The 13,079-nt window shown below is 55.5% G+C and carries 11 protein-coding genes and 2 pseudogenes; 1 reads left to right on the forward strand and 12 read right to left on the reverse strand.

Going from position 1 to position 13,079, the window contains the following annotated elements; translation table 11 throughout:
* Window positions 1–69: 69 nt before the first annotated feature.
* Genes RWK44_RS30830 through lysA form a run of 5 tightly spaced genes read right to left on the reverse strand, consistent with a single transcriptional unit; the run spans window position 70 to window position 5,719 of the window.
* Window positions 70–1,170 (reverse strand): ABC transporter substrate-binding protein, encoded by a 1,101-nt coding sequence (locus RWK44_RS30830; RefSeq protein ID WP_127431674.1) that lies wholly within the window; start codon window positions 1,168–1,170, stop codon window positions 70–72.
* Window positions 1,094–2,269: a M14 family metallopeptidase gene (locus tag RWK44_RS30835; protein ID WP_127431675.1), complete on the reverse strand. Its 1,176-nt coding sequence runs from the start codon at window positions 2,267–2,269 to the stop codon at window positions 1,094–1,096. Before RWK44_RS30835 ends, RWK44_RS30830 begins: the two co-directional genes overlap by 77 nt.
* Window positions 2,270–2,302: 33 nt before the next feature.
* Window positions 2,303–3,406 (reverse strand): ABC transporter substrate-binding protein, encoded by a 1,104-nt coding sequence (locus RWK44_RS30840; RefSeq protein ID WP_168279301.1) that lies wholly within the window; start codon window positions 3,404–3,406, stop codon window positions 2,303–2,305.
* Window positions 3,407–3,447: 41 nt separating this feature from the next.
* A complete protein-coding gene (dapF, locus tag RWK44_RS30845; protein ID WP_127431677.1) occupies window positions 3,448–4,362 on the reverse strand; it encodes a diaminopimelate epimerase in 915 nt (304 codons plus the stop codon).
* 13 nt (window positions 4,363–4,375) lie between these two features.
* Window positions 4,376–5,719, reverse strand: a complete 1,344-nt coding sequence (gene lysA, locus RWK44_RS30850; protein ID WP_127431678.1) for a diaminopimelate decarboxylase — start codon at window positions 5,717–5,719, stop codon at window positions 4,376–4,378.
* Between the two features lie 115 nt (window positions 5,720–5,834).
* On the opposite strand from lysA, the gene RWK44_RS30855 reads away from it, so the two are divergent.
* Window positions 5,835–6,746 (forward strand): LysR family transcriptional regulator, encoded by a 912-nt coding sequence (locus RWK44_RS30855; RefSeq protein WP_127431679.1) that lies wholly within the window; start codon window positions 5,835–5,837, stop codon window positions 6,744–6,746.
* Window positions 6,747–6,951: 205 nt separating this feature from the next.
* Here RWK44_RS30855 and RWK44_RS30860 read toward each other — a convergent pair.
* The 7 genes and pseudogenes from RWK44_RS30860 to RWK44_RS30895 all read right to left on the reverse strand — a co-directional run.
* Window positions 6,952–7,801: pseudogene (locus RWK44_RS30860) on the reverse strand (IS21/IS408/IS1162 family transposase); the annotation flags it as partial.
* Window positions 7,802–7,820: 19 nt separating this feature from the next.
* Window positions 7,821–8,120, reverse strand: coding sequence for an IS1096 element passenger TnpR family protein (locus RWK44_RS35085; RefSeq protein WP_280178103.1), 300 nt, complete (start codon window positions 8,118–8,120; stop codon window positions 7,821–7,823).
* Window positions 8,117–8,386, reverse strand: coding sequence for a plasmid pRiA4b ORF-3 family protein (locus RWK44_RS30875; protein WP_280178104.1), 270 nt, complete (start codon window positions 8,384–8,386; stop codon window positions 8,117–8,119). Before RWK44_RS30875 ends, RWK44_RS35085 begins: the two co-directional genes overlap by 4 nt.
* A pseudogene (gene tnpC, locus RWK44_RS30880) lies at window positions 8,383–9,398 on the reverse strand (IS66 family transposase); the annotation flags it as partial. The gene RWK44_RS30875 and the pseudogene tnpC, both read right to left, overlap by 4 nt.
* 263 nt (window positions 9,399–9,661) lie before the next feature.
* On the reverse strand, window positions 9,662–9,991 hold the full coding sequence (locus RWK44_RS30885; RefSeq protein ID WP_127431680.1) for a transposase: 330 nt from the start codon (window positions 9,989–9,991) through the stop codon (window positions 9,662–9,664).
* Between the two features lie 269 nt (window positions 9,992–10,260).
* Window positions 10,261–11,175: a diaminopimelate epimerase gene (dapF, locus tag RWK44_RS30890; protein WP_127431677.1), complete on the reverse strand. Its 915-nt coding sequence runs from the start codon at window positions 11,173–11,175 to the stop codon at window positions 10,261–10,263.
* A gap of 121 nt (window positions 11,176–11,296) precedes the next feature.
* Window positions 11,297–12,406 carry a D-alanine--D-alanine ligase family protein gene (locus RWK44_RS30895; protein ID WP_127431681.1) on the reverse strand — a complete coding sequence of 370 codons (1,110 nt, stop codon included), beginning with the start codon at window positions 12,404–12,406 and terminating at the stop codon, window positions 11,297–11,299.
* Between the last annotated feature and the right edge of the window lie 673 nt (window positions 12,407–13,079).

The following is a 13,079-nucleotide window of genomic DNA, read 5'->3' on the forward strand; positions in this document are numbered from 1 at the left end:
TCGCTGCTCGTCAAGGACGAGCGGCGTGTATCGAATTCTTCGTTAGGAGGTGGCGCGTCCCGCGCCACCTCACTGCGACAGGAGAGCTACGCAACGCTCGAGTGCTACGTCCCAGTTCGTGCGTCCATCGGCATTCTTGGTGTTCCACCATCTGTAGTCCTGGTAGACCTGCTTCTTTGCGATGGAGGGAGATCCTGGAAGGATATCGAGCAGTTCTTTCGATACGAGGCTGAAAGCTTTTTCGTTGACCGGGCCGTAGGAGATAGCTTCTGAGAACGCAGCCTGTGGTTCCGGGCGAGAAACGTATGCCAGGAATTTCTCGGCGTTTTCCTTATTCGGGGAACCCTTCATGACGACCCAGAAGTCATACTGAAGCAAGGATTGATCCCAGGAAAATTCCAACGGCGCACCTTCCTTCTTAGCGCCGAAGATACGGCCATTGTAGGCATCGGCCATATCAACCTCGCCACTGATCAAACTCTGAGGGGCATCTGCACCGGCGACCCACCAGCGACCGACATGGGGCTTCAGTACCGCCACTTTCGCGAATGCTCGGTCCATGTCGATGGGATAGACCTTGTCAGCGGGGACGCCGTCGCCCATAAGCGCACCTTCAAGCAAACCGCCGTCGACGAGCTTTTCGCATTTGGGAAGGCTTCGCGCGCCTGGGAATTTCTTTACGTCATAGAAATCGACCCAGTTTTTCGGTTCTTGGCCTTTCGGAAACTTCGTGGTGTTGTAGGCGACACCAACCGAATAGAGTAGCGCACCTACACCGTTCTCGTTCTTCATCTGCTCCGGCATTTCCGCAAGGGTGTCCTTTGCGAATAGGCTGTAGTCGATTTTCTCGACGGCGTCCTTTTCGACGAAGCCGGCGAGAGCACCGCCGGGAACAGATGTGAGGTCGGCTTCAGGCTGGCCAAGCTTCACCGAAGCTAGCAATTTGGCGTGATCTTCCGGTACCAACACCACCTTGATGCCGGTGTCACGTGTGAAAGGATCGAAGAAGGCTTTCTTCTGCGCCGCTTCCCAGGTGCCGCCGCCGGAAGTGATGACGAGTTCGCCTGTACCTTTAAGATTTGCGGGTACTTCGTCAGCCTTGGCGGGTGCCGACAGGGCAGCAAGCAACAAAACCGCGGTGAGTGATTGAGTAATCGTTGTGGTTTTCATCTGTATTCCCCTTTTTTTGAAGTAGCTCTGGTTTAAATCGAACGTTGGTCCCGTGCCATGGCCTGATCGTTGTCTGGCTTTGCTGTGTTCGAATGTCTCCCTTACGCTGGCTCGCTGCTCGTTCTTCCACAGCGATCGCTAGCACCGGCGACCCATTCGGAATGGAGGGGTGCGTTATGCGCCACAGCAAGAATCCTGTTTCGGGCGCGGCAATCTCCGCGACGGTTTCCCCAAACAGATCGCAGATAGTTCCGAGCCGCTGATCTTTATGAATTCGGTCGCCAGGCTCTACCTCCGAGTAAAACTCCCCGTCTGTCGGACAGGCCACCCAGATATAGTCGTCACAAGGAACCCGTGCTCGTTGGAATTCGGTTGACGGCGTGTCGAGTATTCCTAGAGCCCGTGCGACATTAAGGACGCCGTCGACATGAAATTGCACTGAGGCTTCGTCAACTAATCCATTCGCGCCGGCCTCCGACATGATTGCGAGCCTGTTCTTCGAGGCAAATCCTGTCGGCGGGCGGCCTGGCTTCGGTATATGAGCAACGGGGAGGCCGACGACGAGTTCGGCGTCGAAGCACATCGCCATCCGTCTTGCACGTTCGTCCAGGACTGGGTCGTCCGTGTGCTGGAAGATGGTGAACTTGGAAACGTTTTCTCGAAGATCACCTCCGTGCATATCTACGTAGCAATCCGCACCCACGCACCACTCGTTCATTATTGCGTCACAGAGGATCTCAGAAAACGAGCCGTTGGGGTCGCCTGGGAACGAGAAATTGATGTTTTTTCCATCGAGGGGACAGACGTATTCGCTGTATTTGTACAGTGCGGGCTGGTTCACAAGCGGGATAATCGAAACCGATCCCTGAATTTTTCGGGGATCGAACAGTTTCTGAAGGCGAACAGCAGCCTCGATAGCGGCGACCTCATTCACATGAACGCCTGCCGAGATACAAAGCCTCGGCCCATCACGATCGCCACGGATCTCGCACAGAGGCCACATGTATCCTGAAAGACGAGGGTCGGCGAAGGAGAAGTGGCCTCGGAAGATGCCAGGCTCTCCATACGCAACGCTGTTCGATGAGGCAGTTATCTTCATTGTCGTAGCACTCGTGGTTTCCGATGCTTGGTCCTATTGCGATAGCATCTCTACACAACGACTCATTGCGTCGTCGTAGTTCGTCCGGCCATCGGGACGCATCTCAGCCCACCATTTGTAGTTTTCGAAGATTTGCTTGTCGGCGATTTCCGGCGCTCCGGGGAGATCCGCAGCGATTTCCTTCGGAAGAAGACCGAAAGCTTCCTTGTTGACAGGCCCGTAGCGCATGGCCAGTGCGAACTGCGACTGAGGGACAGGCCGCGAGATATAGGCCAAAAACTTGCTTGCATTTTCTTTGTTCGGCGAGCCTTTCATTATGACCCAGTAATCATACTGAAGAAGCGACTGGTTCCATGTGAAGGCGATGGGCGCACCTTCCTGCTTGGCCATGGCAATGCGGCCGTTGAAGGAAACTGCCATATCGGCGTCTCCGGAGATGAGGCTCTGCGGAGCTTCCGCTCCACCGGACCACCAACGTCCCACGTTGGGCCTAAACTGCTTGATTTTCGCGAAGCCGCGATCGACGTCGAGTGGATACAGATTCGCCGGCGAAACTCCGTCTCCGAGCAGAGCGCCTGCCAGAAGACCGCCCGCGAGTATACGTTCACACTTCGGGAGCGCTCGCTTCCCCGGGAAGTCCTTCACATCGTAGAAATCGACCCAGTTGTCCGGATGCCTCCCATCGGCAGTGAATTTGTTGGTATTGAAGGCGATAACGGCGGAATAGAGCAGGGCTCCGACGCCGTTCTTGTCCACGAGTTGCTCGGGCATTGCTGAGAGAGTTTCTTTCGCGAAGAAGCTGTAGTCCATCGGCTCAACGGCGTCCTTCGAGATCCAGCCGGGAAACTCGCCGCCGGAAACGGACGTCAGATCCGCATCCGGCTGACCGACTTTTACTGATGCAAGCAGCTTTCCGGGATTGGAGGGAACGACCACGATCTTGATTCCCGTATCCTTGGTGAACGGGTCGAAGAACGCCTTTCGAAGCGCCGCCTCGTAGCTTCCGCCGTCGACTGCCACAACGACCTCTCCGGAACCCTTCAAGTTTTCCGGAATGTCTTCGGCGCGGACTGCAGAGACTTGTGTTACGGCCATCGCCGCGAAGCTAAGTGCCAGGCTGATAGTTCTAGTTGTCATCGCATTCCCCTTTTGGTTGTCTAAAGAAACGGCCCATCAGCTCATGCCAATGCCAGCACAGGAGTGCTGGGATTTCCTCCTTCAATGAAACCGTGGCAGCAGAAAGCGACAGGACCGGTCATGATCACCATGTTGTTTTCGACAAGCTCGATCTGAAGTTCGCCCGCGGGAAGGTGTACCGTGACCTTGGGAGAATTCACGAGACCTCGCATCTTCGCAGCATAGACGGCAACGCAAGCCCCGGTCCCGCATGCTTTGGTGAGAATGCCGGGACGCTCCCACACGGCGAGGCGTATGGTTTGCGAGTCGACGATCTGGGCCACGCCAACGTTGACGCCTTCCGGGAAAAGCGGATCGTTCTGCACGACCGGGGCATAGGTCGGGATGTCGTCGACGACGAGTTGATCGACGAAGAACACAGCATGCGGATTGCCAATGTTCAGCGCGACCCCATTGGAAAGAGGTCCGCTTGTCAAAAGGACATGACGGGTATCGATTTCGCGGCTCAACGGGATTTGCTGCCAGTCCAGGCTAATCGGCCCCAATTTAACGCTGATCTGCCGAAGACCTGCTCCGCAGCATTGCAGCACCCCGGACTTGGTCTCGATCAGGACTTCCTCAGTCTCCGTCTCTTCAAGCAACAAGTAAGCCACGCAGCGCGTAGCATTCCCACACGCACCGACTTCCTTGCCGTCGATGTTGAAGATTCTCATCTGCGCGTAAGCGCCTGCCTTTCGTCCCTCGTCGGAGGGTCGTTCGATCGTGAGCAGTTGTTCGCCGCCAGCTCCGACGTTTGTACTGCAAATCCTGACGATGTCCTCGACGTCAAACGGCTTTGCGACCTCACGCCGATCGACAATCACGAAATAGTTTTCCAACCCGTGCATCTTCACGAATGACCAAAGCGTCGGCGCATCTACGGACGGGGTCTGCGCGAGGAATTCCATGTGGTTCATATCGCGACCGCTTTCAAAGTGCTGTTGCTGCGTCAGCGTAGGTATTGGAGGCCTGCCAAGGCCTCTCCACCTCGAGGGTGAGAAGGTCCTCGATCGTCTGGCGACGCCGAATGACCCGGAACCGGGCGCCATCGACAAGGACTTCGGCGATCAGATCTCTGGAATTATAGGTAGAAGCCATCGATGCCCCGTAGGCGCCTGCGCACCCGAATGCGAGTCGAGCCCCCGCCCGAAGCTTGGGTAGGCCTTCATAGTTTCCGAACACATCGGAAGTTTCGCAGACAGGACCGACCAACTGATACGTTGAAGAGTCGCCACCGTTGATATCTTGTAGCGGAAGTACCGGATGGATGGCGCTATAGAGCGAGGGTCGCATGAGATCGTTCATGGCGGCATCAACGATGACGGTCGCCATATTGCCAGTATTCTTCACATATAGCACTTCGGTGACCAGCAAGCCCGCCGGTCCGACAAGCCACCGACCGGGTTCGACGGTGAGTTCGCAATCAATGTCATTGAACGCTTCCTCGATAATCTTCGCGTACGCACCGACATCAGGCCCGGCTCCGAAATCGTAGGAGATTCCCAAGCCACCTCCCAAGTCGAGGCGCCGTACTAGGTGACCGCAAGACCGTAGTGCCTTGACCAGGTCCGCGAGCCGTTCGTACGCTACCCGGTAAGGCGACAGGTCTAGGAGTTGTGATCCAATGTGCACAGCAAGACCAACCACATCGAGTTCGGCCGAAGCTTCGGCCCTCGCGTACAATTCCGGGATTTCCTCCAGCGGAATTCCGAACTTGTCTCCTTTTTTCCCTGTGCTAATTTTCGCGTGGGTTTTTGCATCGACGTCGGGATTTACCCGGAAGGCGATAGGCGCCCTACGACCGAGCGATCGAGCGATGTCGCGGATTACATCGAGCTCGGCGGGCGATTCGACATTGATCTGATGGATGCCGACCTCCAAGGCGCGAGAAATCTCCGCTCGGGTTTTGCCGACGCCGGAAAAAACAATCTTGGACGGCGGCGCGCCGGCGGCGAACGCCCTCTCCAACTCGCCCCCTGATACAATGTCCATACCGCAACCTAGACCCGAGAGCAGTCGCAGCACTGAAACGTTGCTATTCGCTTTGACGGCAAAACAGATCAGAGTTCGTGACGCGCCGAGCTTGTCGGCCAATAGTCGGTAGGCGTTGGTGATCGTAAAGGCGCTGTAGCAGTAGAACGGTGTTGGAATTGCATCGGCTATTTTGCCAACCGACATCTCTTCGATAAACAGTTGACCATTCTCATAAGAAACGCTGTCGTGGTGGAGCGCTGACGATCGTGCTGCGCGTTCATTTTCGTTCAGAAGTGTCATCTGCGTCTCGCATTATTAGCAATTCCTTGATCTGATCTTTGCAGATGACAAAAACGTGACAAAATACTAATTTGATCACCTCTAATTCATTCGTGATATATAGGAGGTGGGCTTCATGCGACTGAGTCAGCGTCAGATTGAAATTTTCAATGCTGTAATGATCTACAAGAGCACTACTGCTGCCGCGGAGACGCTCGGCACCTCGCAGCCGACGGTTAGCAGAGAGCTTCGGGAGCTTGAAGCCTATCTCGGCTTCGAACTTTTCAATCGCTTCGGCAAGCGCCTTTCTCCGACCAATCAAGCTCTACTTCTTCACTCCGCCGTAAGCCGGTCTTTCGTGGGGATGCAGGAAATCAGCCGCGTTGCATTAGCTATTAAGCAACATAACGCGGCTCACTTGAGGATCGCGAGCCTTCCCGCCTATGCCGAGGCGTTCCTACCATTGGTCGCAGAACGTTTCCTGAAAAGTCGATCGCAAGTCCATCTATCGATACATTCTCTCGAGGAAGTTCAACTGCGGCACGATCTGACCACCCAGATGTTCGACATAGGTTTGACGGAAGGGAGCTTCGAAGCCGATAATGCGACCACGGAAACCATCGATGTTGGTGAAGTCGTATGCGTGCTTCCTCGCAACCATGCCCTTACGTCCAAGAGCGCGTTGGAGCCGAAGGATTTCCAAGGCACTGATTTCGTCTACTTCGCTCAAGAGGATCCGTACCGCCGTAAGATCGATCTGATCTTCGAGGCCGAGGGCATCTCTCGAAGATATTGCGTGGAAGCAACGACGGCCACAGGCGTCTGCTCGATGGTCGCTTCCGGAGTTGGCGTCTCCATCGTCAATCCTTTGACAGCTTCCCACTATGCCGCGAAAGGCGTTGCCCTGCGTCGCTTTAGTGTGCCTGTGCCGTACCAACTGAATCTGTGGAGACCGGCCAAGGCACTGAGATCCACTCACGCCGATCTTTTTGTGGGTGTGATGCGTCAGGTTGCAAACGAAGTAGTTGAAAAATTGCGGTCCCTTTGATCTTCAATGTGGTTGAAACCGTCCCGCAAAATCCGGCGAACATCTGGAAGGCTCGAAATATCGTTGAATTTGTGATTGGCGGCGCAGTCTGATGGCTTTTGTCGGTATCGGCGGCGATTTCATGCTAGAATTTTTGGCTGATATCGCCCTCTCGGGCATGACGATAGTCATGCGATAGCGCGTCTGCCTTCATGGAAGACGTATGGAAGCATGCCCGACCTGCCAGTGGGCGTAGCGCCTTGGCCTCATCGACAAAACGGTCTGCCGGTTTGATGCCGGAGGTGCCATGTTCGCGTTGATCGGCAACCTCTCGCGTCCACCGATCCAGATGCGCCTCGAATGCGGCCCAGCTCTCGAAGTGGCGACCAGCGATCGCGTTCTTCTTGACGTAGCCGACACCGCGCTCGTCCTTGCCTTCGTACGTGCTCTAGAGGGCGCGCAAGCCCGTGGTGTGAAGCCCCAATATCGAGCAAAGGTATGTAGACGCTCGTTGGACCTCACTTCTCGTGTCGCCGCATCATGATGCTCGACGAGCGCCTTCGCATTGTCGATTAGGAAAGCGCCTTCCATCCGCGTATGCAAACGCCGCGAGTAAGCTAGCGTTGCGACGAAGACATGGATGCGAACGCGCTCGCCGCCGATCCATACCTTCGTGTCCCCAAAGTCGATCTGCATTTGATGGCCGGGAGCCGTCTCAAAGCGGACTGTCGCACGTTTTTGAGCTTTCAATTCTCGCCGCCAATGTCGAACCTTCAATTCCACTGAGCGCAGGCCGATGATGATGCCGTGCTCGGCCGCCAGCTCCTTGCGGATCACGTCTGCGTTGCCATCGTGCCGGAAGAAACGCTCGCGCAGCCAATCATCAAGTCCATCGAAAGCCGTCCGGCGAACCGGTTTTTTTTGAAAGGCGCTACGCCGCCCTCTCGCAGATATCGCCGAACCGTATTCCGGGCGCAGCCGAATTCCTTCGATAATCGCTTGGCGCCCCAACCAAGCTCATGCAGCCGCAACATTGCCACCACATCATCAGCCTGAAGCAAATCTCCGTCCTGCATTCTTGATTTCGTTAGGGGGTCAGTTTCTCATTTTGCCCAGCAAGGCGGCGGCTATTATTTCGATAGCCGTCTGCCTCACCGCTTCCGCGACGTCGATGACCGACAGAGCGGAATTCTCAGCGCGACCACGCCGCCTACATATTGAGCTGGGAGTGGTGAGAATAGTAACCAGACCGGTCAGACCTACTTCCGGCGACGCTCCGCGCTCACCATCGATGAAGCGCGGATATTCGATGCTGGGGTTTCCATCCTCCACTGCCTCGACCGTGATAGTGTGCCGCCAGTTATCACCAAAGTCATAGGTGTTGCTAAAGGTCACGATCCCACGCTCGATGAGTGCCGCGATGCGGACGTTGCGAACGCGAAGGTTTTGCGTTCATAGAGGTCTTCTGGATCCGGCACATCGTAACACCGCCCACCAGCCTCGAACTCGAACAGATGATAATCCTCGAACAGCATCACGGCCTGAATGACATCGTGGAGCCCCTTCAAGCTCATCGTGAATGGAACCTCGACCCTGCGCCAGATCAAAGGGTCGATATCCTCGAGTTGGATATGTAGCCTGGCGATGCGATCGACGGTCATGATGCCAACGCCATCATAGGACGCGGACCTGTCCAATTCCACGGCAGCAACTCTGCAAGCTTTGTTGTCGGCATGCCAGCAATTCGTGCCAGGACATCGGCAAGCCATGCGTGCGGATCGATATCGTTGAGCTTGGCGGTCATGATCATCGTCGCCATGAAGGCCGCGCGATCGGCACCACGATCGGAACCCGCAAACAGCCACGACTTCCTGCCAAGAGCGAAGCCGCGCAGAGCGCGTTCGGCGGAATTGTTGGTCAGGCAGATCCGACCGTCGTCCAGGAAGGACGTGAAGCCCTCCCAGCGCTTTAGCATGTAGTCGATTGGCTCGGCGACCGGTGAACTGCGCGACAGCTTTGTCCGCTCGGCCCGCATCCAAGCCTCAAGCTCTTCGACAAGACGACGGCTGTCCCGCTGACATCGCGCCAGTCTTTCGCTTGCAGCGAGACCATTGATGTCACGCTCGATATCGAACAGGGCATCGATCCGTTTCAGGGCCTCGAGCGCCATCGGCGAGATCGGCGTCGCGTTCTTCCCCGTTTGGCGTTGGTAGCGATGTCGGCAAGCACGAAGAACTTGCGACGCGAATGCGACCAGCACAATGCCTGGGTCAGCGGACCGCAATGGCGCTCCGCCTTGAACAGCGGATTGTAGCCACCATAGGCATCAGCCTGCAGAATGCCGGTGAAGGTCTTCGGATGCCGTTCCGGGTGTTCTTGCCGCCGATCGCGCGAGACATAATAGAGAGCTGCTGGCGGTGATGTTCCGCCGAACGGCCGATCATCCCGGACATCGGTCCATATGCGCCCGGTATCGGTCTTGCCCTTCGCCAGGATCGGCGCGGTCGTGTCATCGCCATGCAGACGCTCGGCGGCCAGCACATGCGTTTCGATCAAGCCATGCAGCGACTTCAAGACCGCGGTGCAAGCGCCAACCTGGTCGGCAAGCGTCGAGAGGCTGAGGTCGATGCCTTCACGGGCATAGCGCTCACTTTTCCGGTCCGAGTGGCTGCCGTGGATGTCGCGCCTGAGCTTCTCGATCTCCAGCCTCAGCCGGGCAATCAGCGCATCCGAATGTGAGTTCACCGCCTGGGCACGGGCAGCAACGGCCTCGGCTTCACGGCGTGCCGCGCGCTCGGCGAGGATCATCGCATGCGCGCTGGCAAGGTCGTCGGGAAGCCGATCGGCCGTATCCATCAGCGACCGGCCAGGAAATCCCCGCCGCATGTCCGTATAGCCCGTCGCCAGCCACACCTTCACACCGTTCGGAACCGGGATCATCGCCGCTCCACAACATCCAAGATCCGCCCGAGCGCCTCAGTATCAACATCGCTGTCCACTCGGATGCGCCGGCCGCGGCCAAGCTCGATCGTCACGATACTTGTCTTCTTGCGCGCCCGTGGTGCCGGTTCCACGGGATCGGGTGGTGGCAATGCCGTCACGACCTCAATCGGGACAAATGGCGGCAGGGACGGCGCTGACATTTGGCAGAGCTCTTTGCGCCACCGGAATAGCTGACTGACATGAATCCCGGCCGAGCGCGCCACATCCGAGACAACGCGTCGACGCTCGACCGACGTGATCACCTCAATATGCTGCTTCGTCATAGGACTACTCCCAGTGCTACCACCAGGACTTCCAATGTTCGGCTTCACATCACAAGACGGCCGTCACCGTGGGGATACGATGCAGTTACCTTCATTGCCTTATCATTCCTTGGTTCTGATGGCGGTCCCTATTGCACTGCTACAACGATCTTCCGCATCGCTTCACGTTTTTGGGATGTCATCGGGGCGGACCGCGATACAAAGAATCGCGCTGATTATTATGATAGTCATCGCATTCCCCTTTTATGGTTGGAGAACGGCCCATCAGCTCATGCCAATGCCAGCACAGGAGTGCTGGGATTTCCTCCTTCAATGAAACCGTGGCAGCAGAAAGCGACAGGACCGGTCATGATCACCATGTTGTTTTCGACAAGCTCGATCTGAAGTTCGCCCGCGGGAAGGTGTACCGTGACCTTGGGAGAATTCACGAGACCTCGCATCTTCGCAGCATAGACGGCAACGCAAGCCCCGGTCCCGCATGCTTTGGTGAGAATGCCGGGACGCTCCCACACGGCGAGGCGTATGGTTTGCGAGTCGACGATCTGGGCCACGCCAACGTTGACGCCTTCCGGGAAAAGCGGATCGTTCTGCACGACCGGGGCATAGGTCGGGATGTCGTCGACGACGAGTTGATCGACGAAGAACACAGCATGCGGATTGCCAATGTTCAGCGCGACCCCATTGGAAAGAGGTCCGCTTGTCAAAAGGACATGACGGGTATCGATTTCGCGGCTCAACGGGATTTGCTGCCAGTCCAGGCTAATCGGCCCCAATTTAACGCTGATCTGCCGAAGACCTGCTCCGCAGCATTGCAGCACCCCGGACTTGGTCTCGATCAGGACTTCCTCAGTCTCCGTCTCTTCAAGCAACAAGTAAGCCACGCAGCGCGTAGCATTCCCACACGCACCGACTTCCTTGCCGTCGATGTTGAAGATTCTCATCTGCGCGTAAGCGCCTGCCTTTCGTCCCTCGTCGGAGGGTCGTTCGATCGTGAGCAGTTGTTCGCCGCCAGCTCCGACGTTTGTACTGCAAATCCTGACGATGTCCTCGACGTCAAACGGCTTTGCGACCTCACGCCGATCGACAATCACGAAATAGTTTTCCAACCCGTGCATCTTCACGAATGACCAAAGCGTCGGCGCATCTACGGACGGGGTCTGCGCGAGGAATTCCATGTGGTTCATATCGCGACCGCTTTCAAAGTGCTGTTGCTGCGTCAGCGTAGGTATTGGAGGCCTGCCAAGGCCTCTCCACCTCGAGGGTGAGAAGGTCCTCGATCGTCTGGCGACGCCGAGCCTCCCCTGTTCAAGACTCATTAACACGCTCGTATTCGATATAATGGCCAGGCTTTCGATAAGGATTTGAGTCTGCCATGACGCGCGCTATTAGGTCTATGACTGTCATGCCATGACGGTGAAGCATTTTTTCGAATGAGCTACCTTCAGCTAGCCCGGGAATGTAATTGCATTCCAAGAACCAAATATTCGATTCCTTGCAAACTCTGAAATCGAATCGCACCATATTGTAAAAATCGAGTGAAGAAGCGATCTTTTGTGCTATTGACTGTAGCCTGAAGAAAATATCACTATTGTCGCTTATTACTTTTTTCTTGGCGATTCTGCTAGAGTATTTTTGGTCGCGCCCACAAAATTGCATATCCGCTTCGAGTTTTACGATCGGAAGTGTTGTGATCATACGCGATCCTATTATACAGCCACATGTATACTCGTCACCGGGAATGAACTCTTGAATAAGCGCTGCCTTATCGTGGGCAAATATCGTGTGAAGAAGGGCCTCAATCTCCGTCTTCGAATTGGAAGGCTCATGGAATAACTTGGCAAATAGTGATGAACCAAGTGAATTCGGCTTCACTACGATCGAGTGCCTCAATGACTTCACGATTTCTAATGAATCGGCAACGTTTGCCGGTGTTACGAGTGTTGTCTCTGGCACTCTTACGAGTTCAGCGGGCAATACCGAGGATACGAAGGCCGACATTGCGTATTTATTCATCGTCAACGACGCGACGTGTGGGTCGCCGAAAGTGCCTCTTAGACCTGCAAGCGCCGCGAGCGTCTGGACGCCTCCGTCCTCTCCGAACTGTCCGTGCAACAAATTCACGACGTATTCATCGCGAGATTTGATCGAATCAAAGGTGGTAAGCAGTGTATCTCCAGGGAGAGTGCTAGTGTCGGAAAGATAGGCCTGAAGCTTCTCGATTGTAAGCACACTGCAGAATGGGATTGTGCGGACAAGACCATCGTTTCGGCTAATGTGATACAGATGTTTCACAGCGAATGGTCGCTTTTCATCGCTGAGAGCTAAATAGGAGGAGATGACATTTATTAAGGAAGTAATGGATCCGTCATACTCTGTTGAGATACCACCAAATAGGAATGAAACTTCAAGGGCCATATTTTTGTGTCCTTCGTCGCTGTTTGAGTTTGGGATGCGGTAATTTGGGACCGGTCAACCTCTGGTTTCGTATTGCATTGCGAACACAGGTTCTCTGAACCCGACACGGCTGGACAGCTTCTGTAAGGGTCAATATCTTGCTCCTTTTTGGTTCGTCGCTAGCGGCATCACCCTAGCACCCTCAATCAACGATCTGGAGTGGGTTCGTGGCGGTCTCTCCTACCTTTAAGTCGGGCATGCCTGGTACTCCTTAACGTGTTCAAACCAATGCGGTTATCCCGCAACGCGGATGCGGAGGCCGTTCCGCTGCCTCGCAATAGCTCTCAAGATTCGTGCCAAGCGGGCCGATTGAGCTGACGAACAATAATTCGCCGCGATTCCAGCTATGTGGGCGCAAAATACGGGATTGAGAACAAAAATGCCTGTCACGTAACCGACAAAGGAGCGACAATGCCGTAACTCATGACGTACCCCACTAAATAGGCCATTTGGAATTTGCCAACTTAGATCCCTGACGCGAGAAATGGTACTCGGCGAAGGCCTCGAAAATTACGAGCAGATCATTTGTTCTGAAGTTGGCGAAGGATGGGACGCTACTGAAAAGCGGAGCTTTCTGAACGATCTACGCCGGGCGGGTGCCCTTGAAGAAGCAGCTATTAGGTAACTTGGACCA

The sequence above is a fragment of the Rhizobium sp. 25PS6 genome, from assembly GCF_032464655.1.
Lineage (GTDB): Bacteria > Pseudomonadota > Alphaproteobacteria > Rhizobiales > Rhizobiaceae > Rhizobium > Rhizobium laguerreae.

What these genes read in the sequence shown, in the direction of transcription:
- RWK44_RS30835 (WP_127431675.1), bottom strand. Translation starts at nt 2,269, where the DNA reads ATGAAGATAACTGCCTCATCGAACAGCGTTGCGTATGGAGAGCCTGGC.
- RWK44_RS30840 (WP_168279301.1), bottom strand. Translation starts at nt 3,406, where the DNA reads ATGACAACTAGAACTATCAGCCTGGCACTTAGCTTCGCGGCGATGGCC.
- RWK44_RS30885 (WP_127431680.1), bottom strand. Translation starts at nt 9,991, where the DNA reads ATGACGAAGCAGCATATTGAGGTGATCACGTCGGTCGAGCGTCGACGC.
- RWK44_RS30875 (WP_280178104.1), bottom strand. Translation starts at nt 8,386, where the DNA reads ATGACCGTCGATCGCATCGCCAGGCTACATATCCAACTCGAGGATATC.
- lysA (WP_127431678.1), bottom strand. Translation starts at nt 5,719, where the DNA reads ATGACACTTCTGAACGAAAATGAACGCGCAGCACGATCGTCAGCGCTC.
- RWK44_RS30895 (WP_127431681.1), bottom strand. Translation starts at nt 12,406, where the DNA reads ATGGCCCTTGAAGTTTCATTCCTATTTGGTGGTATCTCAACAGAGTAT.
- dapF (WP_127431677.1), bottom strand. Translation starts at nt 4,362, where the DNA reads ATGAACCACATGGAATTCCTCGCGCAGACCCCGTCCGTAGATGCGCCG.
- RWK44_RS30830 (WP_127431674.1), bottom strand. Translation starts at nt 1,170, where the DNA reads ATGAAAACCACAACGATTACTCAATCACTCACCGCGGTTTTGTTGCTT.
- RWK44_RS30855 (WP_127431679.1), top strand. Translation starts at nt 5,835, where the DNA reads ATGCGACTGAGTCAGCGTCAGATTGAAATTTTCAATGCTGTAATGATC.
- dapF (WP_127431677.1), bottom strand. Translation starts at nt 11,175, where the DNA reads ATGAACCACATGGAATTCCTCGCGCAGACCCCGTCCGTAGATGCGCCG.